Annotated in this window: 24 protein-coding genes; 22 read left to right on the forward strand and 2 right to left on the reverse strand. The window is 66.9% G+C overall.

The features are described from left to right. The first annotated feature begins 26 nt into the window (after nucleotides 1–26). The 17 genes from nuoG (at nucleotide 27) to aroA (ending at nucleotide 16,966) form a co-directional block, all read left to right on the forward strand. Complete coding sequence (gene nuoG, locus JCM7685_RS04345; RefSeq protein WP_074965683.1) at nucleotides 27–2,045, forward strand: NADH-quinone oxidoreductase subunit NuoG; 2,019 nt, start codon at nucleotides 27–29, stop codon at nucleotides 2,043–2,045. A 4-nt stretch (nucleotides 2,046–2,049) separates the two neighbouring features. Continuing rightward, nucleotides 2,050–2,826, forward strand: coding sequence for a hypothetical protein (locus JCM7685_RS04350; protein ID WP_074965684.1), 777 nt, complete (start codon nucleotides 2,050–2,052; stop codon nucleotides 2,824–2,826). A gap of 18 nt (nucleotides 2,827–2,844) precedes the next feature. Continuing rightward, nucleotides 2,845–3,882, forward strand: coding sequence for an NADH-quinone oxidoreductase subunit NuoH (nuoH, locus tag JCM7685_RS04355; protein WP_062562597.1), 1,038 nt, complete (start codon nucleotides 2,845–2,847; stop codon nucleotides 3,880–3,882). Nucleotides 3,883–3,885: 3 nt separating this feature from the next. Beyond that, nucleotides 3,886–4,068: a hypothetical protein gene (locus JCM7685_RS04360; protein WP_074965685.1), complete on the forward strand. Its 183-nt coding sequence runs from the start codon at nucleotides 3,886–3,888 to the stop codon at nucleotides 4,066–4,068. After that, the gene (nuoI, locus tag JCM7685_RS04365; protein ID WP_018000820.1) at nucleotides 4,068–4,559 is read left to right on the forward strand and encodes an NADH-quinone oxidoreductase subunit NuoI; all 492 of its coding nucleotides are present in this window, start codon (nucleotides 4,068–4,070) and stop codon (nucleotides 4,557–4,559) included. The genes JCM7685_RS04360 and nuoI overlap by 1 nt, the downstream gene beginning before the upstream one ends. After that, nucleotides 4,556–4,960 carry a carboxymuconolactone decarboxylase family protein gene (locus JCM7685_RS04370; RefSeq protein WP_074965686.1) on the forward strand — a complete coding sequence of 135 codons (405 nt, stop codon included), beginning with the start codon at nucleotides 4,556–4,558 and terminating at the stop codon, nucleotides 4,958–4,960. Before nuoI ends, JCM7685_RS04370 begins: the two co-directional genes overlap by 4 nt. Further along, on the forward strand, nucleotides 4,957–5,559 hold the full coding sequence (locus JCM7685_RS04375; RefSeq protein ID WP_074965687.1) for an NADH-quinone oxidoreductase subunit J: 603 nt from the start codon (nucleotides 4,957–4,959) through the stop codon (nucleotides 5,557–5,559). The genes JCM7685_RS04370 and JCM7685_RS04375 overlap by 4 nt, the downstream gene beginning before the upstream one ends. Before the next feature lie 17 nt (nucleotides 5,560–5,576). After that, nucleotides 5,577–6,059 (forward strand): hypothetical protein, encoded by a 483-nt coding sequence (locus JCM7685_RS04380; RefSeq protein WP_139218053.1) that lies wholly within the window; start codon nucleotides 5,577–5,579, stop codon nucleotides 6,057–6,059. Nucleotides 6,060–6,134: 75 nt separating this feature from the next. Next, entirely contained in the window at nucleotides 6,135–6,440 is a 306-nt protein-coding gene (gene nuoK, locus JCM7685_RS04385; protein ID WP_018000823.1) for an NADH-quinone oxidoreductase subunit NuoK, read from the forward strand. Between the two features lie 6 nt (nucleotides 6,441–6,446). Further along, entirely contained in the window at nucleotides 6,447–8,576 is a 2,130-nt protein-coding gene (gene nuoL, locus JCM7685_RS04390; protein ID WP_074965690.1) for an NADH-quinone oxidoreductase subunit L, read from the forward strand. A gap of 1 nt (nucleotide 8,577) precedes the next feature. Beyond that, nucleotides 8,578–10,119, forward strand: a complete 1,542-nt coding sequence (locus tag JCM7685_RS04395) for an NADH-quinone oxidoreductase subunit M (protein ID WP_074965691.1) — start codon at nucleotides 8,578–8,580, stop codon at nucleotides 10,117–10,119. Nucleotides 10,120–10,128: 9 nt separating this feature from the next. Beyond that, a complete protein-coding gene (gene nuoN, locus JCM7685_RS04400; protein WP_074965692.1) occupies nucleotides 10,129–11,631 on the forward strand; it encodes an NADH-quinone oxidoreductase subunit NuoN in 1,503 nt (500 codons plus the stop codon). Then, a complete protein-coding gene (locus tag JCM7685_RS04405) occupies nucleotides 11,624–12,382 on the forward strand; it encodes a biotin--[acetyl-CoA-carboxylase] ligase (protein ID WP_170848871.1) in 759 nt (252 codons plus the stop codon). Before nuoN ends, JCM7685_RS04405 begins: the two co-directional genes overlap by 8 nt. 4 nt (nucleotides 12,383–12,386) lie before the next feature. Further along, nucleotides 12,387–13,166, forward strand: a complete 780-nt coding sequence (locus JCM7685_RS04410) for a type III pantothenate kinase (protein ID WP_074965693.1) — start codon at nucleotides 12,387–12,389, stop codon at nucleotides 13,164–13,166. Next, nucleotides 13,159–14,835, forward strand: coding sequence for a ribonuclease J (locus tag JCM7685_RS04415; RefSeq protein WP_074965694.1), 1,677 nt, complete (start codon nucleotides 13,159–13,161; stop codon nucleotides 14,833–14,835). The genes JCM7685_RS04410 and JCM7685_RS04415 overlap by 8 nt, the downstream gene beginning before the upstream one ends. A 37-nt stretch (nucleotides 14,836–14,872) precedes the next feature. Next, nucleotides 14,873–15,574 (forward strand): tRNA (guanine(46)-N(7))-methyltransferase TrmB, encoded by a 702-nt coding sequence (gene trmB, locus JCM7685_RS04420; protein ID WP_074965979.1) that lies wholly within the window; start codon nucleotides 14,873–14,875, stop codon nucleotides 15,572–15,574. Between the two features lie 57 nt (nucleotides 15,575–15,631). Next, nucleotides 15,632–16,966 carry a 3-phosphoshikimate 1-carboxyvinyltransferase gene (aroA, locus tag JCM7685_RS04425; RefSeq protein ID WP_074965695.1) on the forward strand — a complete coding sequence of 445 codons (1,335 nt, stop codon included), beginning with the start codon at nucleotides 15,632–15,634 and terminating at the stop codon, nucleotides 16,964–16,966. 130 nt (nucleotides 16,967–17,096) lie between these two features. Here the strand turns inward: aroA and JCM7685_RS04430 are convergent, their stop codons facing one another. Both JCM7685_RS04430 and JCM7685_RS04435 read right to left on the reverse strand, forming a co-directional pair. Continuing rightward, nucleotides 17,097–19,001, reverse strand: coding sequence for a propionyl-CoA synthetase (locus JCM7685_RS04430; protein WP_074965696.1), 1,905 nt, complete (start codon nucleotides 18,999–19,001; stop codon nucleotides 17,097–17,099). A 196-nt stretch (nucleotides 19,002–19,197) separates the two neighbouring features. Next, on the reverse strand, nucleotides 19,198–21,477 hold the full coding sequence (locus JCM7685_RS04435; RefSeq protein WP_074965697.1) for an NADP-dependent malic enzyme: 2,280 nt from the start codon (nucleotides 21,475–21,477) through the stop codon (nucleotides 19,198–19,200). 161 nt (nucleotides 21,478–21,638) lie between these two features. Between JCM7685_RS04435 and JCM7685_RS04440 the strand changes: the two genes are divergently transcribed. From JCM7685_RS04440 to upp, 5 genes are read left to right on the forward strand one after another with little or no spacing between them, the layout of a single operon-like run. Then, a complete protein-coding gene (locus JCM7685_RS04440; protein ID WP_074965698.1) occupies nucleotides 21,639–22,034 on the forward strand; it encodes a cytidine deaminase in 396 nt (131 codons plus the stop codon). Continuing rightward, complete coding sequence (locus tag JCM7685_RS04445) at nucleotides 22,031–23,314, forward strand: thymidine phosphorylase (protein ID WP_074965699.1); 1,284 nt, start codon at nucleotides 22,031–22,033, stop codon at nucleotides 23,312–23,314. The genes JCM7685_RS04440 and JCM7685_RS04445 overlap by 4 nt, the downstream gene beginning before the upstream one ends. Further along, a complete protein-coding gene (locus JCM7685_RS04450) occupies nucleotides 23,307–24,491 on the forward strand; it encodes a phosphopentomutase (protein WP_074965700.1) in 1,185 nt (394 codons plus the stop codon). The genes JCM7685_RS04445 and JCM7685_RS04450 overlap by 8 nt, the downstream gene beginning before the upstream one ends. After that, nucleotides 24,488–25,456 (forward strand): adenosine deaminase, encoded by a 969-nt coding sequence (locus JCM7685_RS04455; RefSeq protein ID WP_074965701.1) that lies wholly within the window; start codon nucleotides 24,488–24,490, stop codon nucleotides 25,454–25,456. The genes JCM7685_RS04450 and JCM7685_RS04455 overlap by 4 nt, the downstream gene beginning before the upstream one ends. Next, nucleotides 25,453–26,085 (forward strand): uracil phosphoribosyltransferase, encoded by a 633-nt coding sequence (gene upp, locus JCM7685_RS04460; protein ID WP_074965702.1) that lies wholly within the window; start codon nucleotides 25,453–25,455, stop codon nucleotides 26,083–26,085. Before JCM7685_RS04455 ends, upp begins: the two co-directional genes overlap by 4 nt. The last annotated feature ends 20 nt before the right edge of the window (nucleotides 26,086–26,105 follow it).

Here is a 26,105-nt window from a genome sequence, read left to right on the forward strand (position 1 = left end):
CCGCGGGGCATGAGGGAAGACGAAAGATGGCAGATCTTCGCAAGATCAAGATCGACGATGTGGTGATCGAGGTCGATCCGAACCTGACCCTGATCCAGGCCTGCGAACAGGCCGGGATCGAGGTGCCGCGCTTCTGCTATCACGAGCGGCTGTCCATCGCCGGCAACTGCCGCATGTGCCTGGTCGAGGTGGTGGGCGGCCCGCCCAAGCCCGCCGCCTCCTGCGCCATGCAGGTCAAGGACCTGCGCCCCGGCCCGGACGGCGCGCCCTCCGAGATCAAGACCAACAGCCCCATGGTCAAGAAGGCCCGCGAGGGGGTGATGGAGTTCCTGCTCATCAACCACCCGCTGGATTGCCCGATCTGCGACCAGGGCGGCGAATGCGACCTGCAGGACCAGGCCGTGGCCTATGGCGTCGATTTCAGCCGCTACCGCGAGCCGAAGCGTGCCAGCGAGGATCTGAACCTGGGCCCGCTGGTCGAGACGCATATGACGCGCTGCATCTCTTGCACCCGCTGCGTGCGCTTCACCACCGAGGTCGCCGGCATCACCCAGATGGGCCAGACCGGCCGCGGCGAGGACAGCGAGATCACCAGCTATCTGAACGAGACGCTGGCCTCGAACCTGCAGGGCAATATCATCGACCTGTGCCCGGTCGGCGCGCTGGTGTCGAAACCCTATGCCTTCACCGCCCGGCCCTGGGAACTGACCAAGACCGAATCCATCGACGTGATGGACGCGCTGGGCAGCAACATCCGCGTCGATACCAAGGGCCGCGAGGTCATGCGCATCCTGCCGCGCAACCACGACGGCGTGAACGAGGAATGGATCAGCGACAAGACCCGCTTCATCTGGGACGGGCTGCGTCGCCAGCGCCTCGACCGGCCCTATATCCGCGAGAACGGCAAGCTGCGCCCGGCCTCCTGGCCCGAGGCGCTGGAGGCGGCAGCGCGGGCGATGCAGGGCAAGCGGGTTGCCGGGCTGATCGGCGATCTGGTGCCGGTCGAGGCGGCGTTCAGCCTCAGGCAACTGGTCGAGGGTCTGGGCGGCAAGGTGGAATGTCGCACCGACGGCGCGCGGCTGCCGGCCGGCAACCGCTCGGCCTATGTCGGCTCGGCGCGGATCGAGGACATCGACCACGCGAAACGCATCCTGCTGATCGGCACCAACCCGCGCGACGAGGCGCCGGTGCTGAACGCCCGCATCCGCAAGGCCTGGGCGCATGGCGCGCAGGTCGCGCTGGTGGGCGAGGCGGCGGACCTGACCTATGACTACCACCATTTCGGCAGTGACCGGGCCGCGCTGGCCAAGCTGCTGGACGAGGATCTGGCGAACAAGGACGGCACGCCCGGCATCGTCATCGTCGGCCAGGGCGCGCTGCGCGAGGCCGATGGCGAGGCGGTTCTGGCCAATGCCATGCGCATCTGCGAGCTGGGCGACTGCAAGCTTCTGGTGCTGCACACCGCCGCCAGCCGCGTCGGCGCGCTGGACGTCGGCGCGGTGACCGAGGGCGGCCTGCTGGCCGCCATCGAGGGCGCGGAAGTGGTCTATAACCTCGGCGCCGACGAGGTCGACATCGCCGCCGGCCCGGTGGTGATCTATCAGGGCAGCCATGGCGACCGCGGCGCGCATCGCGCCGACATCATCCTGCCCGGTGCCTGCTACACCGAGGAAAACGGGCTGTTCGTCAACACCGAGGGCCGGCCGCAGCTGGCCATGCGCGCCAATTTCGCGCCTGGCGAGGGCAAGGAGAACTGGGCGATTCTGCGCGCGCTTTCGGCCGAGCTGGGCAAGACCCAGCCCTGGGACAGCCTGGCCGGCCTGCGCCGCCAACTGGTCGAGGCGGTGCCGCATCTGGCGCTGATCGACCAGGTGCCGGAAAACGAATGGCAGCCGCTGGAACGGCTCGACATGGGCCAGGCCGCTTTCCGCTATGCCGTCAAGGATTTCTACCTGACCAACCCCATCGCGCGCTCTTCGCCGCTGATGGGCGAGCTTTCGGCCATGGCGGCGGCGCGCAGGGCGCCCGCGCTTGCAGCGGAGTGACGCGATGAGCAAAGCGCTTTGCAACATGATCGGCCTGGGGCTGGCGGCGGCGCTGCTGGCCGGCTGTGCCGAGGAAAAGGCCGACGACGGCCGGCCGCGCCAAAAGCCGGCCGAGTTGGCGGTCAGCGTGTTGCAAAGCGATGCCGGCGCCCCCGACAAGAAGGTGCTGTCGCGCGGCCGCATCTCGACCAAGTCCGGCGACATCCTGATTCTGGAGCCCGACGGCTCGGTCAGCGAGATGAAGCTGGACAGCAACGCTGGCCGCGACGCCTTTGCCGTGACCGAGGCCGACCTGATGGCGCTGAACGCCAACCTGGACCTGGACCTGTCGGGCATGCCGAATCTGGGGCCGGTTAAACGCCGCGCGCCGACGGCGCAGGAAAAGGCGCTGGCGGATTTCGCCGCCCGCACCCAGCCGATGCGGCTGAAGCTGCCGAAAAGCTTTGCCGCCGAGCCCAAGGACTTCCTGGGGGCGCGCATCACCGGCCTGGCGAACTCGCGCAAGGGTGCCGACAGCCTGGTGGAAGTCAGCGCCAACCTGCGGGGCGGGGTGGACGCCGATACCGCCTTCGCCTATGCCACATGCGCGCTGGCCAGTTGGGCGGATTCGAAAGGCTCGGCCTATGCCCGCCACATCCGCACGCTCAGCGACAAGCGCGATGGCAAGATGATCGTCGGTTCGGTCTTTACCTTGTCCGAGAAGAAACCGATGGGCCTGACGGTGATGACAACGAAAGAGACCTTGCAGGAATGCAAGGCGCGCGGCATTCCCGCGGCGTGATGAGAGGGACGACTGATCATGGCTGAATTCTGGGCCTCGCCCTATGGTTTCGCGCTCAGCCTGCTCTTGCAGGGTCTGGCGGTCATCGCCTTTGTCATGGGCTCGCTGATCTTCATGGTCTATGGCGACCGCAAGATCTGGGCGGCGGTGCAGATGCGCCGCGGCCCGAACGTCGTCGGTCCCTGGGGCCTGCTGCAGACCTTTGCCGATGCGCTGAAATACATCGTCAAGGAAATCGTCATCCCGGCCGGCGCCGACAAGTTCATCTTCTTCCTGGCGCCCTTCCTGTCGATGATGCTGGCGCTGTTCGCCTTTGTCGTAATCCCCTTCGACGAAGGCTGGGTCATGGCGAACATCAACGTCGGCATCCTCTTCGTCTTTGCGGCGTCCTCGCTGGAGGTCTATGGCTCGATCATGGGCGGCTGGGCCTCGAACTCGAAATACCCGTTCCTGGCCTCGCTGCGCTCGGCCTCGCAGATGATCTCCTACGAGGTGTCGATGGGGCTGATCATCATCGGCATCATCATCTCCTCGGGCTCGATGAACCTGACCGAGATCGTGCTGGCGCAGAAGGGCAGCTATGGCCTGTTGAACTGGTACTGGCTGCCGCACCTGCCGATGGTCGTGCTGTTCTTCGTCTCGGCGCTGGCCGAGACCAACCGCCCGCCCTTCGACCTGGCCGAGGCGGAATCGGAGCTGGTCGCCGGCCACATGGTCGAATATTCGTCCACGCCCTACCTTTTGTTCATGGCCGGCGAATATATCGCCATCTACCTGATGTGCGCGTTGCTATCCCTGCTGTTCTTCGGCGGCTGGCTTTCGCCGGTGCCGTTCATCGCCGACGGCTGGTGGTGGATGGTCATCAAGATGTGGTTCTGGTTCTACATGTTCGCCATGGTCAAGGCGATCGTGCCCCGCTATCGCTACGACCAGCTCATGCGGATCGGCTGGAAGGTGTTCCTGCCCCTGTCGCTGGGCTGGGTCGTCCTGGTCGCCATCCTTGCCCGCTACGAAGTGCTGGGCGGTTTCTGGGCCCGTTTCGCGGTCGGAGGATAAGCCATGTATTCCAACAAGCTAGCCGAGGCATTTGCGGCAGCCAGTGAGACCGACAAGGTAGAATTGGCGCATTTCCTCGCCAACAATCTCGACACCGCGGAACATGCGCGTGACAGCGCCCGGGTGCGGGACTATGTCGCCGCGTTCGACCGTTTCGCGGCCCCCAGGGAAGGGGAGCGTTTCTGATGGCCTTCGATTTCGCGCGGGCGACCAAATATTTCCTGATGTGGGACTTCATCAAGGGCTTCGGCCTGGGGATGCGCTATTTCGTCTCGCCCAAGCCCACGCTGAACTACCCGCATGAAAAGGGCCCGCTGTCGCCGCGCTTCCGGGGCGAGCACGCGTTGCGCCGCTATCCCAACGGCGAGGAACGCTGCATCGCCTGCAAATTGTGCGAGGCGATCTGCCCGGCCCAGGCCATCACCATCGACGCCGAACCGCGCGAGGACGGCAGCCGCCGCACCACGCGCTACGACATCGACATGACGAAATGCATCTATTGCGGCTTCTGCCAGGAAGCCTGCCCGGTCGATGCCATCGTCGAAGGCCCGAACTTCGAATATGCCACCGAGACCCGCGAGGAGCTGTTCTACGACAAGCAGAAGCTGCTTGCGAACGGCGAGCGCTGGGAAGCCGAGATCGCCCGCAACCTCCAGATGGATGCGCCCTACCGATGACCGATGCGTTCACCAAGCTTTTCGCGCAGATGATGGCTTCCGGCCAGGAGATGGCCCGCGCCTTCAACCCGGCGCTGGAACATTTCGATATGCGCGCCATGGAAAAGCTGGTGCCGACGATGCCGTCGGACATGCTGGAGATGTGGTTCGGCAAGACCTTCAACCGCGAGGGGCTGGACGCCAAGACGCGCCTGCTGCTGACCATCGGTGCGATCACCGTCCAGGGCGCCATGGCCGAGCCGCAGCTGCGCATGACCATCCGCCAGGCCATCGCTGCCGGCGCCACGAAACGCGAGATCGCCGAGACGATCTTTCAGATGAGCATGTTCGGCGGGCTGCCTGCGATGCAGAAGGCGCTTGAGATCGCCCAGAGCGTCTATGCCGAGGAGGACCAGGAATGATGACCTTCGCTTTCTACCTGTTCGCGATCTGCGCCTGCGTCGCGGGCTTCATGGTCGTGATGAGCCGCAACCCGGTGCATTCGGTGCTGTGGCTGATCCTTGCCTTCTTTTCGGCTGCCGGGCTGTTCGTGCTGCAGGGGGCGGAATTCGTCGCCATGCTGCTGGTCGTGGTCTATGTCGGCGCCGTGGCGGTGCTGTTCCTGTTCGTGGTGATGATGCTCGACGTGGATTTCGCCGAGCTCAAGGGTGAGCTGGCGCGCTATCTGCCGCTGGCGCTGCTGATCGGGCTGGTGCTGCTGGCGCAGCTGGGCATCGCCTTTTCCGGCTGGACGCCGTCCGAACATGCCGAGTCGCTGCGCGCCGCGCCCATCGTCGAGGGGGTGCAGAACACGCGGGGCCTGGGCATGGTGCTCTATGACCGCTATGCGCTGATGTTCCAGCTGGCCGGCCTGATCCTGCTGGTCGCGATGATCGGCGCCATCGTGCTGACCATGCGCCACCGCCGGGACATCAAGCGCCAGAACGTGCTGGAGCAGATGTGGCGCGACCCGGCCAAGGCGATGGAGCTGAAGGACGTGAAGCCGGGGCAAGGGCTGTGATGAAGGTGCCGTGCATCATGGCTTTGGCGACATTGTCGGGGACTGCTGCCTTGGCAGAGAAGGTTGCTGCGCCGGTCGTCCATACGTTCGAGCGCGGCGAAGAATGTGCAGTCTACTACAACTCTGGAATGCCGGGCGGAAATCCATTCGGAAATATGCAGATGCTTCAGAGGCTGAATGATGGAAAGATCAGTCAGCAGATTGTGGTCGGAGACGGCACCCGGACCGAGGAGATGGCAATCGTGTTCGACTGCGAGCAGAACCGGGGGGTCTGGTTTTCGGACGTGCTGCCGCCAGAGCTAGGCATGATCGGCAGAAGTACGGATCGCTTCGAGAGGCTGATGGGTACCATCAGGGGAACGCCTAATATCGACCTGTCGGAGCTTGGGAATACCGTGCGCCGGGAGTTTGGTGCCAGACAATCGGGAACGCTTCATTCGCGGACCTTTGCCGTCAACGGCTTCGATTTTGATCTCTCGTGCAGCTGTTACCTGCACTAGAGCGACGACAACCGACTTTCCGGCAGCGCCGGAACCCGAGGACAAACCGGCGACAGCCCGGAGGGACATGAGATGATGATCGGATTGACACATTACCTTGTCGTGGGGGCGATACTGTTCGTCACCGGCATTTTCGGCATCTTCGTGAACCGAAAGAACGTCATCGTCATCCTGATGTCGATCGAGCTTATCCTGCTTTCGGTCAACATCAACTTCGTCGCCTTCTCGACCCATCTGGGCGACCTGGCGGGGCAGGTCTTCACCATGTTCGTGCTGACCGTGGCCGCGGCCGAGGCCGCCATCGGCCTGGCGATCCTGGTGGTCTTCTTCCGCAACCGCGGCACCATCGCGGTGGAAGACGTGAACGTGATGAAGGGTTAAGGCGGCATGGAAAAGATCGTCCTCTTTGCGCCCCTGCTGGGGTCGCTGATCGCCGGTTTCGGCTGGCGCCTGATCGGCGAGAAGGCCGCGCAATACCTGACCACCGGCATCCTGTTCCTGTGCTGCCTGCTCAGCTGGTACCTGTTCCTCAGCTTCGACGGCGTGACCCGGCACATCCCGGTGCTGGACTGGGTCGTCGCCGGCGACTTCCACGCCGAATGGGGCATCCGGCTGGACCGGCTGACCGCGATCATGCTGATCGTGGTGAACACGGTCTCGGCCTTGGTGCACATGTATTCGATGGGCTACATGGCCCATGACGACAACTGGACGCATGACGAGCACTACAAGGCCCGGTTCTTCGCCTATCTGTCGTTCTTCACCTTCGCCATGCTGATGCTGGTGACGGCCGACAACCTGCTGCAGATGTTCTTCGGCTGGGAGGGCGTGGGCGTCGCCTCGTATCTGCTGATCGGCTTCTATTACAAGAAACCCAGCGCGAACGCGGCGGCGATGAAGGCTTTCATCGTCAACCGGGTCGGCGACTTCGGCTTCCTGCTGGGCATCTTCGGCATCTACTGGCTGACCGGCACGATCCAGTTCGACGAGATCTTCCGCCAGGTGCCCGAGATCGCGCAGACCAACCTGCATTTCCTGTGGCGCGACTGGAATGCCGCGAACCTGCTGGCCTTTCTGCTGTTCGTCGGCGCCATGGGCAAGTCGGCGCAGCTTCTGCTGCACACCTGGCTGCCCGACGCGATGGAGGGTCCGACCCCGGTCTCTGCCCTGATCCACGCCGCGACCATGGTGACCGCCGGGGTGTTCCTGGTCTGCCGCATGTCGCCGCTTTACGAATTCGCGCCGGACACCAAGAACTTCATCGTCATCATCGGCGCCACGACCGCCTTCTTTGCCGCGACCGTGGGCCTGGTGCAGAACGACATCAAGCGGGTGATCGCCTATTCGACCTGCTCGCAGCTTGGCTACATGTTCGTGGCGGCGGGCGTCGGCGTCTATTCGGTCGCCATGTTCCACCTGCTGACCCACGCCTTCTTCAAGGCCATGCTGTTTTTGGGCGCGGGCTCGGTCATCCATGCCATGCATCACGAACAGGACATGCGGAACTATGGCGGGCTGCGGAAAAAGATCCCGCTGACCTTCTGGGCGATGATGATCGGCACCTTCGCCATCACCGGCGTCGGCATCCCGCTGACCCATATCGGCTTCGCCGGCTACCTGTCCAAGGACGCGGTGATCGAGAGCGCCTGGGCGGGGAATGCCTACGCCTTCTGGATGCTGGTGATCGCGGCCTGCTTCACCAGCTTCTATTCCTGGCGGCTGATCTTCCTGACCTTCTACGGCAAGCCGCGCGGCGACCATCATGCCCATGACCATGCGCATGAAAGCCCGCCGGTGATGACCATTCCGCTGGGCGTGCTGGCCATCGGCGCGATCTTCTCGGGCATGGTCTGGTATGGTCCCTTCTTCGGCGACCACCACAAGGTGACCGAGTTCTTCCACATGGCCGGCGCGCATGAAGCCCAGGGCGAGGCCGCCGAAGGCCATGCCACGGCCGAGGCTCCGGTCGAGCATGTCGCCGCCGATGCCGCCGCTCCGGCCGCCGAAGGCGAGCATGCCGCAGCCCCCGAAGCCGCGCCCGAGGCCCATGCCGAGGTCGCCGCGCCGGTCGGCGGTGCGATCTACATGCATCCCGACAATCATATCATGGACAAGGCGCACCATGCGCCGGCATGGGTCAAGGTCTCGCCCTTCATCGCCATGGTCCTGGGGCTGCTGGTGTCCTGGCTGTTCTACATCGTCAATCCGACGCTGCCGCGCCGGCTGGCGGCGCAGCAGCCGGCACTGTATCAGTTCCTGCTGAACAAGTGGTATTTCGACGAGATCTACAACTTCATCTTCGTGCGTCCCGCGCTGTGGATCGGCCGCTTCCTGTGGAAGAAGGGCGATGGCGAGGTGATCGACGGCACGATCAACGGGGTCGCCATGGGGCTGATCCCCAGGCTGACGCGCGCGGCAGTCCGCGTGCAGTCGGGCTATCTGTTCCACTATGCCTTCGCGATGGTCCTCGGCATCGTAGGCTTGCTGATCTGGGTGATGATGCGGGGCGCGCACTGACATGACGAACCTACTTTCCATCATCACCTTCCTGCCGATCATCGCCGCGATCATCATGGCGCTGTTCCTGCGCGGCCAGGACGTGGCCGCGGCGCGCAATGCCAAATGGCTGGCGCTGCTGACCACGACGGCGACCTTCGTGATCTCGCTCTTCGTGCTGTTCCGCTTCGACCCGGCCAACACCGGCTTCCAGTTCGTCGAGGATCACGCCTGGATCATGGGCCTGCGCTACAAGATGGGGGTGGACGGCATCTCGGTGCTGTTCGTGCTGCTGACCACCTTCATGATGCCGCTGACCATCCTCTCGACCTGGGAGGTCGAGGTGAAGGTCAAGGAATACATGATCGCCTTCCTGGTGCTGGAAGGGCTGATGATCGGCGTCTTCACCGCGCTGGACCTGGTGCTGTTCTATCTGTTCTTCGAGGCCGGGCTGATCCCGATGTTCCTGATCATCGGCATCTGGGGCGGCAAGGACCGGATCTATGCCAGCTTCAAGTTCTTCCTCTACACCTTCCTCGGCTCGGTGCTGATGCTGGTCGCGATGATCGCCATGTATCGCATGGCGGGCACCACCGACATCCCGACGCTCTTGACCTTCGACTTCCCGTCCGAGACCTATCGCCTGCTGGGCGTGACCGTGGTCGGCGGCACGCAGATGCTGCTGTTCCTGGCCTTCTTCGCCAGCTTCGCGGTCAAGATGCCGATGTGGCCGGTCCATACCTGGCTGCCCGACGCGCACGTCCAGGCGCCGACGGCCGGCTCGGTCCTGCTGGCGGCGGTTCTGCTGAAGATGGGCGGCTACGGCTTCCTGCGCTTCAGCCTGCCGATGTTCCCGGTCGCCAGCGGCGTGGCCCAGCCCTATGTCTTCTGGCTGTCGGCCATCGCCATCGTCTACACCTCGCTGGTGGCACTGGCGCAGTCGGACATGAAGAAGGTCATCGCCTATTCCTCGGTCGCGCACATGGGCTACGTGACCATGGGCATCTTCGCGGCGAACCAGATCGGCGTCGACGGCGCCATCTTCCAGATGCTGTCGCACGGCTTCATCTCGGGCGCGCTGTTCCTCTGCGTCGGCGTGATCTACGACCGCATGCACACGCGCGAGATCGACGCCTATGGCGGCCTGGTGAACCGGATGCCGAAATATGCCATGGTGTTCATGTTCTTCACCATGGCCAACGTCGGCCTGCCCGGCACCTCGGGCTTCGTGGGCGAGTTCCTGACGCTGATGGGCGTGTTCCGCGAAAACACCTGGGTGGCGCTGGTCGCGACCTCGGGCGTGATCCTGTCGGCCGCCTATGCGCTGTGGCTGTATCGTCGCGTCACGCTGGGCCAGCTGATCAAGGAAAGCCTCAAGTCGATCACCGACATGACCCCGCGCGAGCGCTGGATCTTCGTGCCGCTGATCGCCATGACGCTGATCCTGGGCGTCTATCCGCGCCTGGTCACCGACGTGACCGGACCGGCGGTGGAGAGCCTGCTTTCTCACTATCATCAAAGCCAGCCGGTGGTGGAAACCGCCGCGGCGACGACCAGCCACTAGGGGACAGACATGACCTCGCTCGATTTCTCGACCATTCTGCCCGAGGTGGTGCTGGCCGCTTACGCTCTTGCCGCGCTGATGGCGGGGGCCTATCTCGGCAAGGACAACCTGGCGCGGACGCTGCTCTGGACCACGGTCGCGGCTTTCCTGGTCGTCGCCGCCATGCTGGGCCTGGGCAACCGGCCCGAACAGACCGCCTTCTACGGCATGTTCATCGACGACGGCTTCTCGCGCTTCGCCAAGGTGGTGATGCTGGTCGCCGCCGCCGCCGTGCTGGCGATGAGCGCCGATTACCTGGCGCGTCGCAACATGCTGCGCTTCGAGTTCCCGATCATCGTCGCGCTGGCGGTCATCGGCATGATGTTCATGGTCTCGGCCGGCGACCTGCTGACGCTCTACATGGGGCTGGAGCTGCAATCGCTGGCGCTTTACGTCGTCGCCGCCATGCGCCGCGACTCGGCGCGCTCGTCCGAGGCGGGGCTGAAGTATTTCGTGCTGGGCTCGCTCAGCTCGGGCCTGCTGCTCTATGGCGCCTCGCTGGTCTACGGCTTTGCCGGCACCACGAATTTCGCGGGCATCGTCACGGTGATCGAGGGCGGGCACCTGTCGCTGGGCGTGCTCTTCGGGCTGGTGTTCATGCTGGTCGGCCTGTCCTTCAAGGTCTCGGCCGTGCCCTTCCACATGTGGACGCCCGATGTCTACGAAGGCGCGCCGACGCCGGTGACGGCCTTCTTCGCCACCGCGCCCAAGGTCGCGGCCATGGCGCTGATCGCGCGGCTGGTCTTCGACGCATTCGGCCATGTCATCGCCGACTGGAGCCAGATCGTCGCCGCGCTGGCGGTCATGTCGATGTTCCTGGGCTCGATCGCCGGGATCGGCCAGACCAACATCAAGCGGCTGATGGCCTATTCCTCGATCGCGCATATGGGCTTCGCGCTGGTCGGCCTGGCCGCCGGCACCAGCCTGGGCGTGCAGGCGATGCTGATCTACATGACCATCTATGCGGTGATGAACGTCGGCACCTTCGCCTTCATCCTGTCGATGGAGCGGGACGGCGTGCCGGTCACCGACCTGACCGCGCTGAACCGCTTTGCCTGGAACGAGCCGGTCAAGGCGCTGGCCATGCTGGTCCTGCTGTTCAGCCTGGCCGGCGTGCCACCGACGCTAGGCTTCTTCGCCAAGTTCGGCGTGCTGACGGCGGCGGTCGATGCCGGCATGGGCTGGCTGGCGGTCGCGGGCGTGATCGCCTCGGTCATCGGTGCCTTCTATTATCTGCGCATCGTCTATTACATGTATTTCGGCGGCGACAGCGAAGGCATCACCTCGCGCATGGGCGCGGTGCAATACCTGGGGCTGGTCGTGCCGGCCCTGACGATGCTGGTCGGCGCGATCAACATGTTCGGCGTCGATGCCGCCGCCGGCCGCGCCGCGGATACCCTGGTCGCCCCGGTGCTGGCGACCGAACAGCCTGCCGCCCCGGCCCCGGTCGCCGAGTCCGAACAAGGTGAGTGATCCCTGGCCGCAGGGCGTGGCCCGCCATGTGCTGGCCCGCACCGACAGCACCAATGCCGAGGCGCTGCGTCTGGCGCCCGGCCTTTCCGGTCCGGCCTGGGTGATGACGCGCGAGCAATTCGCGGGCCGCGGCCGTCGCGGGCGTGACTGGGTGATGCCGGCGGGGAACTTCGCCGGCACGCTGGTCGCGCGGCCGCAGGGCGGGCCGGCGGGCGCGGCGCAGCTGTCCTTCGTCGCGGCTCTGGCGCTTTACGATGCGCTCGGCGACGCCTGCGGCCCTTCGGCGCGGCTGGCGATCAAATGGCCAAACGACGTGCTGCTGAACGGCGGCAAGGTTGCGGGCATCCTGCTGGAAAGCGCGGGGCAGGGCGGCCAGGTGCAGGCGGTCGCGGTGGGCATCGGCGTCAATCTGGCCGCGGCGCCCGAAGCGGGCGCGGTCGAACCCGGGGCGATGCAGCCGGTTTCCGTCCTGGCCGAGACCGGCCATGCCATCGATCCCGAGGATTTCCTGGACCTGCTCGCCACCGCCTTCGCGCGCTGGCAGGCGCAGCTCGACAGTTTCGGCTTCGCGCCGATCCGCAATGCCTGGCTGGCGCGCGCCGCGAAGCTGGGCGAGCCGATCATCGCCCGCACCGGCCGTAGCGAAAGCCGGGGCGTCTTCGAGGGCATCGACGACAGCGGCGCGCTCCTGTTGCGCACGCCCGCCGGTCGCCAGGCCATCCCCGCCGCCGACGTGTATTTCGGGGGCTGAGAACATGCTGCTTTGCATCGACACCGGCAACACGAATACCGTCTTCTCGGTCTGGGACGGCGAGAAATTCGCCGGGCTGTGGCGGATCTCGACCGACCACCGCCGCACCGCGGACGAATATTTCGTCTGGCTCTCGACGCTGATCGCCTTGCAGAAGCTGGACCTGAACATCACCGACTGCATCATCAGCTCGACCGCGCCGCGGGTGGTGTTCAACCTGCGCGTGCTCTGCAACCGCTATTTCGACACGAGGCCGCTGGTCGTCGGCAAGCCCGACTGCCTGCTGCCGGTGGCGCCGCGCGTCGATTTCGGCACCGTCGTCGGCCCCGACCGGCTGGTCAACACCTGGGGCGCCTTCCAGCGCCACGGGCCCGACCTGATCGTGGTCGATTTCGGCACCGCGACCACCTTCGACGTGGTCGATACAGACGGCGCTTATGTCGGCGGCGTCATCGCGCCCGGCGTGAACCTGTCGCTCGAGGCGCTGCACATGGGCGCGGCCAGCCTGCCGCATGTCGATGTGACCATGCCGGCCCGCGTGATCGGCACCAATACCGTCGCCTGCATCCAGTCGGGCATTTTCTGGGGCTATATCGGCCTCGTGCAAGGCATCGTCGAAAAGATCCGTGAGGAGCGCGGCCGGCCGATGAAGGTGATCGCGACCGGCGGGCTTGCGCCCCTGTTCGATCAGGGCTTTGATCTGTTCGACGCGATCGAGGACGATCTGACCATGCACGGCCTGCGCCTGATCCACGATTACAACAAGGAGATGGGCAATGTCTGAGCGCCTGATCTATCTGCCGCTGGGCGGCGCGGGCGAAATCGGCATGAACGCCTATGTCTACGGATATGGCGAGCCGGGGCGAGAGCGGCTGATCGTCGTCGACCTGGGCGTGACCTTCGGCGACATGGACTCGGCGCCGGGCATCGACCTGATCATGGCCGACGTGGCCTGGCTCGAGGCGAACCGCGACCGCATCGACGCCATCTTCATCACCCATGGGCATGAAGATCACGTCGGCGCGCTTGGCCTGCTGTGGCCCAAGCTGCAAAAGCCGGTACATTGCCGCCGCTTCACCGGCGCGCTGGCCCGGCTGAAGCTGGAAGAGATGGGCCAGCCGGTCGACCAGCTGCATATCCACGCCCCCCGCCCCGAGGTGGTGACGGCGGGTCCGTTCCAGGTGCAGTTCGTCCCGGTCAGCCATTCGATCCCGGAAAGCTCGGCGCTGATCATCGACACGCCGGCGGGGCGGATCGTGCATACCGGCGACTTCAAGCTGGATGGCACCCCGGTGGTGGGCGAGGCCTTCGATCCGATCCTGTGGCACGAGATCGCGGGCGAGGGGCAGGGGGTCAAGGTGCTGACCTGCGATTCCACCAACGTCTTCGTGCCCCATCCCGGCCGGTCCGAGGCGATTCTGGCCAATCCGCTGCTGGATTTCGTCACCACGCAGAAGCAGATGGTGGTGGCGACGACCTTCGCCAGCAACATCGCCCGCCTGCGCACCCTGGCCGAGGCCGGCATCGCCGCCGGCCGCAAGGTCTGCCTGCTGGGCCGGGCCATGCGCCGCATGGTCACCGTGGGGGTCGAGACCGGCATCCTGACCAATTTCCCGGCGGTGATCGGCCCCGAGGAAGCCTCGGAACTGCCGCGCGACAAGGTGCTGCTGATCGTCACCGGCAGCCAGGGCGAGCGTCGCGCCGCCAGCGCGCAACTGTCGCGCGGCCGTTACCTGGGCATCCAGCTGCGCGAAGGCGACAGCTTCCTGTTTTCCTCGCGCACCATCCCGGGCAACGAGCGCGGCGTGATCCGCATTCAGAACGCGCTGTCGGAAATGGGCGTGGACCTGTTCGACGCCGACGACGGCACCTATCACGTCTCGGGCCATGCCAACCGGCCGGACATCGAGGCGGTGCATGAACTCTTGAAGCCCCAGATCGTCATCCCGATGCATGGCGAGCACATGCACCTGCGCGAACATGCCAAGCTGGCCGAGGCGCGCGGCATCCATTCGGTCGTGGCGACCAACGGCACCATGCTGGACCTGACCGGCGACGCGCCGCGCGTGGTGGACCAGGTCGACACCGGCCGGCTGTATCTGGACGGCACCGTGCTGATCGGCGCTATGGACGGGGTGGTGCGCGACCGCATCCGCATGGCGCTGAACGGCCATGCCATGGTCTCGATCATCATCGACGAGGACGACAGCCCGCTGCCCGACGCCTGGGTCGAGCTTTCCGGCCTGCCCGAGACCGGCCGCGCCGGCGTGCCGCTGGCCCGCAGCATCGAATCGGACTTGGCGAGCTTTCTGGAACGCGCCGACGACCGCATCGTGATGAACGACGACCGGCTGGAAGAGGCGATCCGCAAGATCACCCGCCAGGTCTCGATGGAAGAGATCGGCAAGAAGCCCGAGGTGACGGTGGTGATCTCGCGCCTGGCGGCGGAATGACTTGACCTCGCCCCGCGCCCAAGGCATGGGCGCGGGCATGAGCGAATTCGACCCGACCCCTCCGCGCCGCAACTTCTACGGCCGCCGCCACGGTAAGACCCTGCGCCAGTCGCAGAAGGGCTATCTGTCCGAGGACCTGGGCGAGTTGCGCCCGCGCGGCATCACCCATGCCGAGAACCCGGAACGCAAGCCGCTGGGCCCGGCCACGATCTTCGGCGACGACCGCCCGGTCTGGCTGGAGGTCGGCTTCGGCGGCGGCGAGCACATGGTGCACATGGCGGCCCGCTATCCGCAGATCGGCATCATCGGCTGCGAGCCCTTCATCAACGGCGTCGCCATGCTCTTGGGCAAGATCCGTGCGGCGGGGGTGCGGAACGTCAGCGTCCATCCCGGCGACGCCCGAGACCTGATGGACGTGCTGCCCGAGGCCTCGATCAGCAAGGCGTTCCTGAATTATCCCGATCCCTGGCCCAAGGCGCGCCACCACCGCCGCCGCTTCGTCACGCCCGAGCATCTGCTGCCGCTGGCGCGGGTGATGAAGCCCGGCGCCGAGTTCCGGGTCGCGACCGACATCCCCGACTATGTCCGCCAGACGCTGGAAGAAGTGCCGCCCGCCGGCTTCGATCTGGTGCATGAGGGGCCGCAGCCCTGGGAGGACTGGCTGTCCACCCGCTATGAGCAGAAGGCCCTGCGCGAGGGCCGGGCGCCGCATTACGTCACCTTCCGCCGCCAAGGCTGATTGCGCCCGCACGCCGCGACCGCTATCACCTTGCGCGTGAAGCCAAGGGGGTCCGCCATGTCACATTCCGCCGAACCGCTGCCGATGACTGCCCGCGCCTCGGGCCCGCTGCGGGGCGAGGCGCAGGTGCCGGGCGACAAGTCGATCAGCCATCGCGCGCTGATCCTGGGCGCGCTGTCGGTGGGCGAGACCCATATCACCGGCCTGCTGGAGGGCCAGGACGTGCTGGACACCGCAAAGGCGATGCAGGCCTTCGGCGCCCAGGTCGAGCGGCTGGGGATCGGCGAATGGAAGGTCAACGGCATCGGCGTCGGCGGCTTTGCCGAGCCCGAGGGCGTGATCGACTGCGGCAACTCGGGCACCGGTGTGCGGCTGATCATGGGCGCCATGGCGACGACGCCGATCACGGCGACCTTCACCGGCGACGCCAGCCTGTCGCGCCGGCCGATGGGGCGCATCACCGACCCGCTGGAGCTTTTCGGCGCGCAGATCACCGCGCGCGAGGGCAAGCGCCTGCCGGTCACCATCAAGGGCGCCGCCGAGCCGGTGCCGGTGCGCTACAAGACGCCCGTGGCTTCGGCGCAGATCAAGTCGGCGGTGCTGCTCGCCGGCCTCAACGCACCGGGCGAGACCGTAGTGATCGAATCCGAGCCGACCCGGGACCATACCGAGCGGATGCTGACGGGCTTCGGCGCGACTATCACGACCGAGATCACCGACGAGGGCCGCGTCATCACCCTGCAAGGCCGCCCCGAACTGAGGCCGCAGCCGGTCGCGGTGCCGCGCGACCCGTCCAGCGCCGCCTTCCCGGTGGTGGCGGCGCTGATCGTGCCGGGATCCGAGGTTCGGGTGCCGGGCGTCAGCCGCAACCCGACCCGCGACGGGCTTTACGTCACGCTTCTGGAAATGGGCGCCGACATCGGTTTCGAGAACCCGCGCGAAGAAGGCGGCGAGCCGGTCGCCGACCTGCTGGTGCGCCATTCCGCGCTGAAGGGCGTGACGGTGCCGCCCGCACGCGCCGCCAGCATGATCGACGAATTCCCGATCCTCTCGGTCGTCGCCTGCTTCGCCGAAGGGCCGACCGTCATGCAGGGCGTCCATGAGCTGCGGGTCAAGGAAAGCGACCGCATCGCGGCGATGGAGGCCGGGCTGATCGCCAACGGCGCCCGCGTGAGATCGACCGAGGACAGCATGACGGTGCATGGCAGCGGCGGGCTTGCCGGCGGCGGAGCGCCGGCCGCGACCCATCTCGACCATCGCATCGCCATGTCCTTCCTAGTCGCCGGCCTTGCGTCGGAGCAGCCGATCAGCGTCGACGACGCCAGCCCTATTGCCACGTCCTTCCCGGACTTCCTGCCGCTGATGCAGGGCCTCGGCGCCCGGATCGATTGATCCGCCGTGGCCGGGGGCTGTCTGCCCCCGGACCCCCGAGGATATTTTTCCACAAAAGAAGCGGGGAGGCGCGTCGAGTGCGTCTTTCCGTTTTTCAAATACCCATGCTGAGCGAGAAGCCGATGCGGCCTCAGCCCTTTTTCTCGGCTTCCGGATAGCCAATTCCGGCCAGGGCATCGCGGATCTCGTCCAGGATGGCCGGGTCGTCGATGGTCGCCGGTGCCTTGAACGGCTGCCCGTCGGCGATCTTGGCCATGGTCGCGCGCAGGATCTTGCCCGAGCGGGTCTTGGGCAGCCGATCGACCACGCAGGCCGATTTGAAGGCCGCGACCGGGCCGATCTTGTCGCGCACCAGCCGCACGACATCCGAGACCACCTTGTCATGGGGCGTCGCCACGCCGGCCTTGAGGCACAGGAAGCCAACGGGTGCCTGGCCCTTGAGACTGTCCGCCACGCCGATCACGGCGCATTCCGCCACGTCGGGATGCGAGGCCAGCACCTCCTCCATCGCCCCGGTGGACAAGCGGTGACCGGCGACGTTGATCACGTCGTCGGTGCGGGCCATGATGTAGAGATAGCCGTCCTCGTCGATATAGCCAGCGTCGCCGGTCTCGTAATAGCCCGGGAAATGGTCGAGGTAGCTTTTGCGGAAGCGGCCTTCCGCGTTCCACAGGGTCGGCAAGGTGCCGGGCGGCAGCGGCAGCGTGATGGCGATGGCGCCGAGCGTGCCGGCCGGGACCGGATTGCCGCCCTCGTCCAGCACCTGCACGTCATAGCCCGGCATGGGCACCGAGGGGCTGCCGGGCTTGGTGGGCAGGGTCTCGATGCCGATGGGATTGGCGGCGATGGCCCAGCCGGTCTCGGTCTGCCACCAGTGGTCGACCACCGGCACGCCCAGGTGCTCCTGCGCCCATTTCACCGTGTCGGGGTCGGCGCGCTCGCCGGCCAGGAACAGCGCCTGCAGGTCGTGCAGCTTGTAGCGGCGGATCCATTCGCCGTTCGGATCCTCGCGGCGGATGGCACGCAGGGCGGTGGGGGCTGTGAAGAAGCTCTTGATGCGCTGGTTCTGGATGATGCGCCAGAAGACGCCCGGGTGCGGCGTGCCGACCGGCTTGCCCTCGAAGACCAGGGTGGTCGCGCCGGCGATCAGCGGGCCATAGCAGATATAGCTGTGGCCGACGACCCAGCCCACGTCCGAGGCGGCCCAGAAGCGGTCGCCGGGGCCGATGTTGTAGATATTGGTCATCGACCATTGCAGCGCCACCAGATGGCCGGCGGTATGGCGCACCACCCCCTTGGGCTGGCCGGTGGTGCCCGAGGTATAGAGGATATAGGCCGGGTGGTTGCCCTCGACCGGCACGCAGTCGACAGGTTTCACGCCGTATTGGAAGCCGTGCCAGCTGAAGTCGCGGCCCTCGACCAGCTTGGCGACCTCTTGCTCGCGCTGGAATATCACGCAAAACTCGGGCTTGTGCTCGGCCATGTCGATGGCGGCGTCCAGCAGCGGCTTGTAATGCACCACCCGGTTGGGTTCGAGCCCGCAGGAGGCGGCGATGATCGCCTTGGGCCGGCAATCGTCGATGCGCACCGCCAGCTCGCTGGCCGCGAAGCCGCCGAAGACGACCGAGTGGATGGCGCCCAGGCGGGCGCAGGCCAGCATCGCCTCCAGCGCCTCGGGGATCATCGGCATGTAGATGATGACGCGGTCGCCCTTTTCGACGCCGCGCATCCGCAGCGCGCCGGCCAGCGAGGCGACGCGGTCCTGCAGCTGCTTGTAGGTGATGCCCTTGGAGGACAGGGTGATCGGGCTTTCGTGCTGGATGGCGATCTGGTCGCCGCGCCCGGCCAGCACGTGGCGGTCCACCGCGTTCCAGCAGGTGTTGACCATGCCGTCCGAGAACCATTCGTAGATCGGGGCCTGGTCGTCGAACAGCGCCTTCGAGGGCTTGCGGTCCCAGTCGATGGCCTCGGCCGCCTGCATCCAGAATCCGTCGGGATCGGCCTGCCAGCCGGCATAGATCTCGCGATAGCCCATAACTGCTCCTCCTGCCCAATTCAGCCGCGATCTAGGCGCGGGGCAGGCGAAGCGGCAAGGCTGTTAACGGCGAAACTGGCGCAGAATTTTGCAGAAACTGTCTCGGAATCGAGCTTTGGTTTGCAAAGCGGACCATTCTTTGCGTCGGCAGGAAAAATGCGCGGCATTTTGCAAATGCCGCGCATACCGGTCCGAATCAGCGGTAATGGCCGACCGGGGTGCCGGCGATGGCGCTCATGTTCAAGAGGCCGCGGGTGGTGATCGACGGGGTCACGATATGGGCGCGGTTGCCCATGCCCATCAGGATCGGCCCCACCTCCAGCCCGTTCGCCTTCATCTTCAACGCGTTCCGCACCCCCGAGGCCGAGTCGGTGCTGGAAAAGATCAGCACGTTCGCCGCGCCGTCGATGCGCGAATCCGGCAGCAGCCGTTCGCGGATCGCCGGATCCAGCGCCGAATCGACCTGCATCTCGCCGTCGAAGGTGAAATCGACGCCGCGAGCGTCCAGGATCGCCATCGCCTCGCGCATCTTCTGGCCGGAGGTGGAATCGAGATTGCCGAACTGCGACTGGCTGCACAGCGCCACCTTGGGCGTCACGCCGAAGCGGCGGACGTGGCGGGCGGCGCCAATGACGGTTTCGGCCACCTGCTCGGGCGTCGGGTTCGCATGCACCTGGGTGTCGGCGATGAACAGCGGCCCGTCTTCCAGGATCAGCAGCGACAGCGCGCCATGCGGGCGCAGCCCGTCGCGGGCCAGGATCTGGGTGATGTAGTTCAGGTGCCAGCTGTATTGGCCGAAGGTGCCGCAGATCAGGCTGTCCGCCTCGTCCCGGTGCACCATGACCGCGCCGATGGCGGTGGTGTTGGTGCGCATGATCGCCCGGGCGATGTCGGGGGTGACGCCCTGGCGCGCCATCAGCTGGTGATAGGTTTCCCAGTAATCGCGATAGCGCGGGTCGTTTTCGGGGTTCACGATCTCGAAGTCGCGGCCGGGCCGGATCGGCAGGCCGGCGCGTTCGGCGCGCATCTCGATCACCTCGGGCCGGCCGATCAGGATCGGCGCGTCGGTGGTTTCTTCCAGCATGGCGTTCGCGGCGCGCAGCACGCGCTCATCCTCGCCCTCGGCAAAGACGATGCGGCGGTTGGCGGTCGCCGCCGCCTCGAAGATCGGCCGCATGATCATCGCCGAGCGGAAGACCGAGCCGTCCAGCTTGCGCTTGTAGGCGGCGATGTCGTCCAGCGGCCGGGTGGCGACGCCGGTTTCCATCGCGGCCTTGGCGACGGCGGTCGAGACCACGCCGATCAGCCGCGGGTCGAAGGGCTTCGGGATCAGGTATTCGGCGCCGAAGCTCAGCGTCTCGCCGCGATAGGCCATGGCGGCCTCGGCCGAGGTGGTGGCACGGGCCAGCGCCGCGATGCCCTCGATGCAGGCCAGCTGCATCTCGTCGTTGATCGTGGTCGCGCCCACGTCCAGTGCGCCCCGGAAGATGAAGGGGAAGCACAGCACGTTGTTGACCTGGTTCGGATAGTCCGAGCGGCCGGTGGCGATGATCGCCTGCGGTGCCACGGCGCGGACGTCCTCGGGCAGGATTTCGGGCGTGGGGTTGGCGAGCGCGAAGACGATGGGGCGCGCGGCCATCTTCGCCACCATCTCGGGCTTGAGCACCCCGGGACCCGAAAGGCCCAGGAACAGGTCGGCGCCCTCGATCGCCTGATCCAGCGTGCGCAGGTCGGATTTCTGCGCGTATTCGGCCTTTTGCGGCGTCATCTGGGTTTCGCGGCCCTGATAGACCAGGCCGTCGATGTCGCAAAGCCAGACGTTCTCGCGCCGGACGCCCAGCTTCAGCAGCATGTTCAGGCAGGCGATGCCGGCCGCGCCGCCGCCGGTCGAGACGACCTTGATGTCCTCGAACTTCTTGCCGGCGATATGCAGCGCGTTGGTCGCGGCGGCGCCGACCACGATGGCGGTGCCGTGCTGGTCGTCGTGAAAGACCGGGATGTTCATCCGCTCGCGGCAGATCTTTTCCACCACGAAGCAGTCGGGGGCCTTGATGTCTTCCAGGTTGATGGCGCCGAAGGTCGGCTCCAGCGCGCAGACGATCTCGGCCAGCCTTTCGGGGTCGGCCTCGTTCACCTCGATGTCGAAACAGTCGATATTGGCGAATTTCTTGAACAGGACCGCCTTGCCCTCCATCACCGGCTTCGAGGCGATGGCGCCGATATTGCCCAGCCCCAGCACGGCGGTGCCGTTCGAGACTACGGCGACCAGGTTGCCGCGCGCGGTATAGCGGGCGGCGGTGGCGGGGTCGGCCTTGATTTCCAGGCAGGCCTCGGCCACGCCGGGCGAATAGGCGCGGCTCAGGTCGCGGCCGTTGGCAAGCGGTTTCGTCGCCCGCACCTCGAGCTTACCCGGTCGCGGGAATTCGTGATACTCAAGTGCCGCCTGTCTGGCGTTGTCCTGCCGGCGTTCTTCCATGGCCAGACCCCTCCCTCTGCAAGATGGTTCAGCGTTAAACTATTTTTTCCGCGACGAACAGGGGGCATTGCGGCAAGGGGCGGCGCCGTGCCGGACTTGCATCGCGAAGGACGCGGGCGCAAAGTCCGAAACGGGGTCGAGACAGCGGAAAGGCACGGGCAATGACGCTTCTGGATGCGGCGCGCGAGGTGCGGGAAAGGGCCTATGCGCCCTATTCCCGGTTCAAGGTGGGCGCGGCGGTGCGCGGCGCCTCGGGCGCGGTCTATCAGGGCTGCAACGTCGAGAACGTCGCCTATCCCGAGGGCACCTGCGCCGAGGCCGGCGCCATCGCGCTGATGGTCGCCTCGGGCGAGACCGAGCTGGTCGAGGTCGCGGTGATCGCCGACAGCCCGACCCCGGTGCCGCCCTGCGGCGGCTGCCGGCAGAAACTGGCCGAATTCGGCCGCGCCGATACGCCGGTGCTGCTGGCGACGGTGCAGGGCGCCCGGCTGGCCACCACCATCGGCGAGCTGCTGCCCGGGCGCTTCGACATCTCGCATCTGTCGGGCACGGAATGAGCCCCGATCCTCGTCCGGTGATCGCCGCCGTCCGCGACGGGCGCGGGCTGGACGAGGCGGGCGCGGCGCTGATCGCGCGCGGGCTGGCGGACGGTTCGGTCAGCGACGCCCAGGCCGCCGCCTTTGCCATGGCGGTGCTGCTGCAGGGGCTGGACGCGCGCGGCCGGGTGGCGCTGACCCGGGCCATGCGCGATTCCGGCACGGTGCTGCGCTGGGACCTGCCCGGGCCGGCGGTGGACAAGCATTCGACCGGCGGCATCGGCGACACGGTCAGCCTGGTGCTGGCGCCGGTGGTCGCCGCTTGCGGCGCATTCGTGCCGATGATCTCGGGGCGCGGGCTGGGCCATACCGGCGGCACGCTGGACAAGCTGGAGGCGATCCCCGGCTTTCGCTGCGCGCTGGACCGGCAGGCGTTCCGCCGCGTGGTGGCCGAGGTCGGCTGCGCCATCGTCGCCGCGGGGCCCGAGTTGGCGCCGGCCGATGCCCGGCTCTATGCGATTCGCGACGAAAGCGCGACGGTGGGGTCGATCGACCTGATCACCGCCTCGATCCTGTCCAAGAAGCTGGCGGCGGGGCTGGACGCGCTGGTGCTGGACGTGAAGCAGGGCTCGGGCGCCTTCCTGCGCGGTCCGGATGCGGGCCTGGCGCTGGCCCGGGCGCTGGTCGGCGCGGCCCATGGCGCCGGCTGCCGGGTGCGCGCCTATGTGACCGACATGGACCAGCCGCTGGCGCGCGCCGCCGGCAATGCGCTGGAACTGCGCGAGGCCATCGCCGTGCTGACCGGTGGCACCGGCGCGCTGCGCGACCTGTCGCTGGCGCTGTCCGAGGCCGGCCTCGGCCTTGTGGGCCTATCCGGTGCGGCCGAGGCGCTGGCCGGCGGCCATGCCGCCGAGCGCTTCGCCCGCATGGTCGCGGCCCAGGGCGGGCCGGCCGACCTGCTGGAACACCCCGACCGCTATCTGCCGTCGGCGCCCGTGGTGCTGCCGATCCCGGCACGGGGCCGCGTCGCCGCCATCGACACCGAGGCGCTGGGCCATGCCGTCGTCGCATTGGGCGGTGGCCGGCTGTATTCGGGCGACCGGATCGACCCGCGCGTAGGGCTTGCGGATCTGTTGCGCATCGGCGAAGAGGCGGGCCCCGACCGTCCGCTGGGCTTTGTCCATGCCGCCTCGGATGCGGCGGCGCGGGCGGCGGTCGCCACCGTCCAGGCCGCCTATCTGATCGGCGACGGTGCCGCGCCCGGCCCCCTGATCCGCTGTGAGGTTTCGCCCGATGACTGACAGACGCGCCTTCCTGATCGTGATGGATTCCGTGGGGATCGGCGGCGCGCCCGACGCGGCGGAATATTTCAACGAAGGCCGCCCCGATACCGGCGCCAATACGCTGGCCCATATCGCGCAGGCGCGGCCCTTGCACATGCCGAACCTGGACGCGCTGGGCCTGGGTGCCGCCATCCGGCTGGCCAGCGGCGAGGATGCGCCCGGCCTCGGCGCCCCGCCGCAGGGGCTCTGGGGCGCCGCGACCGAGATCTCGCGCGGCAAGGACACCCCCTCGGGCCATTGGGAGATCGCCGGCGTCCCGGTGCCGTGGGAATGGCATTACTTTCCGGACACCCGTCCCGCCTTTCCGCCCGACCTGAGTGCCCGCATCGCCCGCGCCGCGGGCACCGGCGGCATCCTCGGCGACGAATACGCCTCGGGGACCGAGATCATCGACCGCCTGGGGGCCGAGCATCTGCGCAGCGGCCGGCCGATCTGCTATACTTCGGTCGACAGCGTGCTGCAGATCGCCGCGCATGAAGAGGCGTTCGGCCTGGAGCGCCTGTATCGGCTTTGCGAGGAGGTCGCGGCCATGGTGCATCCGATGCGCCTGGGCCGGGTCATCGCCCGGCCCTTCACCGGTACGCCGGGCGATTTCCGCCGCACGCCCAACCGCCGCGACTATGCCATCGCGCCGCCCGGCCGGACGCTGCTCGACGTCGCGCACGGGGCGGGGCGCGTGACCCATGCCGTCGGCAAGATCGGCGACATCTTCTCGCATCGTGGCATTTCGCATCTGCACAAGGGCCAGTCCGACGCCGACTTGGCCGAGCATCTGGTCCGGCTGGCGGATCGGGCCGAGCCGGGCAGCCTGACCTTTGCCAATCTGGTCGAATTCGACAGCGCCTTCGGCCATCGGCGCGACGTGGCGGGCTATGCGGTGGCGCTGGAATGGTTCGACGGCGTGGCGGGACGGGTGCTGGCGCGGCTGCGGCCTGGCGACCTGGCGATCTTTACCGCCGACCACGGCAACGACCCGACCTGGCACGGCACCGACCACACGCGTGAGCGGGTGCCGGTGCTGGGCTGGGGCTATGGCGCCCGCGCGGTCGGGCTGGTCGGCTATGCCGACATCGGCGCCTCGGTCGCGGCGCATCTGGACCTGCCGCCGGTCGGGCCGGGGAGGTCGTTTCTGTGAAATCCGTCAAGAAGGTCGAACTGCACCTGCATGTCGAAGGCGCCGCGCCGCCGGGGCTGATCCGCGCGCTGGCGGCGGAAAAGCACCAGGACCTTGGCGGCATCTTCGATGAGCGCGGCGGCTATTCCTACAAGGGTTTCAAGGATTTCCTGCGCGTCTATGAAGCCGCCTGCTCGGTCCTGACCACACCGCGCGACTATGCGCGGCTGGTGTCCGACGTATTGGCCGAATGCGCGGAACAGGGCGCGATCCATGTCGAGCTTTTCGTCTCGCCCGAGTTCTGCGGCGGCGCGGACCTGTCGGCGTGGCGCGACTATCTGGCCGCGATGGAAGAGGTGGCCGGGGTCGCCGAACGGCAAGGCATCTCCAGCCGCGCCGTGCTGACCGCGATCCGGCATCTCGGCCCGGATCGCGCGCGGAAAACCGCGCTTTGCGCCGCCGAGACCATGGGCCCATGGGTCGCGGGTTTCGGCATCGGCGGCGGCGAGGACGCGGGCGAACTGCCGGATTTCGCCTGGTCCTTCGACTGCGCGCGCGAGGCCGGGCTGGGCCTGACCGCCCATGCCGGCGAATGGCGCGGTCCCGAAAGCATCCGCGACGCGCTGGCCCTGGGCGTGACCCGCATCGGCCACGGCATCCGCGCCGTCGAGGACCCGCAGCTGGTCCGCGACCTCGCCGAGCGCGGCATCACGCTGGAAATCTGCCCCGGCTCCAACGTGGCGCTGGGCATCGTGCCGTCGTGGTCCGCCCATCCCATCGCCCGGCTGGCCGACGCGGGGGTGCGGGTCACCGTCTCGACCGACGATCCGCCGTTTTTCCGCACCAGCTTGTCGCATGAATATCAGAGGCTTGCCGACGCTTTCGGCTGGGCCGAGGCCGAATTCCGGCAGATGAACCTCTGGGCCGTCGATGCGGCCTTCTGCGACGAGACCACCAAGACACGCCTGCGAAAGGAACTGACATGAGCCAGCATCTGACCATCGTCACCCACCCCCTGGTCCAGCACAAGCTGACGATCATGCGCCAGAAGGAGGTCTCGACCGCCGGCTTCCGCCGCCTGCTGCGCGAGATCAGCCTGCTGCTGGCCTATGAGGTCACGCGCGAGCTGGAACTGACCGAGATCACCATCGAGACCCCGCTGTGCAAGATGCAGGCCCCGACGCTGGAGGGCAAGAAACTGGCGCTGATCTCGATCCTGCGGGCCGGGAACGGGCTTCTGGACGGCATCCTGGAACTGATTCCCGGCGCGCGGGTGGGCTTCGTCGGGCTTTACCGCGACCCCGAGACGCTGCGGCCGGTCGAATATTACTGCAAGGTGCCGAAGGAACTGGACGCGCGCATGACCATCGTGGTCGATCCGATGCTGGCCACCGGCAACTCCTCGGTCGCGGCCATCGACATGCTCAAGGAACGCGGCGCGAAAAACCTGCGATTCTTGTGCCTTCTGGCCGCGCCCGAGGGGGTCGAGCGGATGCGGCAGGCCCATCCCGACGTGCCGATCTTCACCGCCGCGCTGGACCAGCGGCTGGACGATCACGGCTATATCGTGCCCGGCCTGGGCGATGCCGGCGACCGCATGTTCGGCACGAAATAGGCCGGCGTTAACCGGGCCTT

The organism is Paracoccus aminovorans (assembly GCF_900005615.1).
Taxonomy (GTDB): Bacteria; Pseudomonadota; Alphaproteobacteria; order Rhodobacterales; family Rhodobacteraceae; genus Paracoccus; species Paracoccus aminovorans.

Coding starts and splice junctions, on each gene's coding strand:
- nuoG (WP_074965683.1), top strand. CDS start 27: ATGGCAGATCTTCGCAAGATCAAGATCGACGATGTGGTGATCGAGGTC.
- JCM7685_RS04350 (WP_074965684.1), top strand. CDS start 2,050: ATGAGCAAAGCGCTTTGCAACATGATCGGCCTGGGGCTGGCGGCGGCG.
- nuoH (WP_062562597.1), top strand. CDS start 2,845: ATGGCTGAATTCTGGGCCTCGCCCTATGGTTTCGCGCTCAGCCTGCTC.
- JCM7685_RS04360 (WP_074965685.1), top strand. CDS start 3,886: ATGTATTCCAACAAGCTAGCCGAGGCATTTGCGGCAGCCAGTGAGACC.
- nuoI (WP_018000820.1), top strand. CDS start 4,068: ATGGCCTTCGATTTCGCGCGGGCGACCAAATATTTCCTGATGTGGGAC.
- JCM7685_RS04370 (WP_074965686.1), top strand. CDS start 4,556: ATGACCGATGCGTTCACCAAGCTTTTCGCGCAGATGATGGCTTCCGGC.
- JCM7685_RS04375 (WP_074965687.1), top strand. CDS start 4,957: ATGATGACCTTCGCTTTCTACCTGTTCGCGATCTGCGCCTGCGTCGCG.
- JCM7685_RS04380 (WP_139218053.1), top strand. CDS start 5,577: ATGGCTTTGGCGACATTGTCGGGGACTGCTGCCTTGGCAGAGAAGGTT.
- nuoK (WP_018000823.1), top strand. CDS start 6,135: ATGATCGGATTGACACATTACCTTGTCGTGGGGGCGATACTGTTCGTC.
- nuoL (WP_074965690.1), top strand. CDS start 6,447: ATGGAAAAGATCGTCCTCTTTGCGCCCCTGCTGGGGTCGCTGATCGCC.
- JCM7685_RS04395 (WP_074965691.1), top strand. CDS start 8,578: ATGACGAACCTACTTTCCATCATCACCTTCCTGCCGATCATCGCCGCG.
- nuoN (WP_074965692.1), top strand. CDS start 10,129: ATGACCTCGCTCGATTTCTCGACCATTCTGCCCGAGGTGGTGCTGGCC.
- JCM7685_RS04410 (WP_074965693.1), top strand. CDS start 12,387: ATGCTGCTTTGCATCGACACCGGCAACACGAATACCGTCTTCTCGGTC.
- JCM7685_RS04415 (WP_074965694.1), top strand. CDS start 13,159: ATGTCTGAGCGCCTGATCTATCTGCCGCTGGGCGGCGCGGGCGAAATC.
- trmB (WP_074965979.1), top strand. CDS start 14,873: ATGAGCGAATTCGACCCGACCCCTCCGCGCCGCAACTTCTACGGCCGC.
- aroA (WP_074965695.1), top strand. CDS start 15,632: ATGTCACATTCCGCCGAACCGCTGCCGATGACTGCCCGCGCCTCGGGC.
- JCM7685_RS04430 (WP_074965696.1), bottom strand. CDS start 19,001: ATGGGCTATCGCGAGATCTATGCCGGCTGGCAGGCCGATCCCGACGGA.
- JCM7685_RS04435 (WP_074965697.1), bottom strand. CDS start 21,477: ATGGAAGAACGCCGGCAGGACAACGCCAGACAGGCGGCACTTGAGTAT.
- JCM7685_RS04440 (WP_074965698.1), top strand. CDS start 21,639: ATGACGCTTCTGGATGCGGCGCGCGAGGTGCGGGAAAGGGCCTATGCG.
- JCM7685_RS04445 (WP_074965699.1), top strand. CDS start 22,031: ATGAGCCCCGATCCTCGTCCGGTGATCGCCGCCGTCCGCGACGGGCGC.
- JCM7685_RS04450 (WP_074965700.1), top strand. CDS start 23,307: ATGACTGACAGACGCGCCTTCCTGATCGTGATGGATTCCGTGGGGATC.
- upp (WP_074965702.1), top strand. CDS start 25,453: ATGAGCCAGCATCTGACCATCGTCACCCACCCCCTGGTCCAGCACAAG.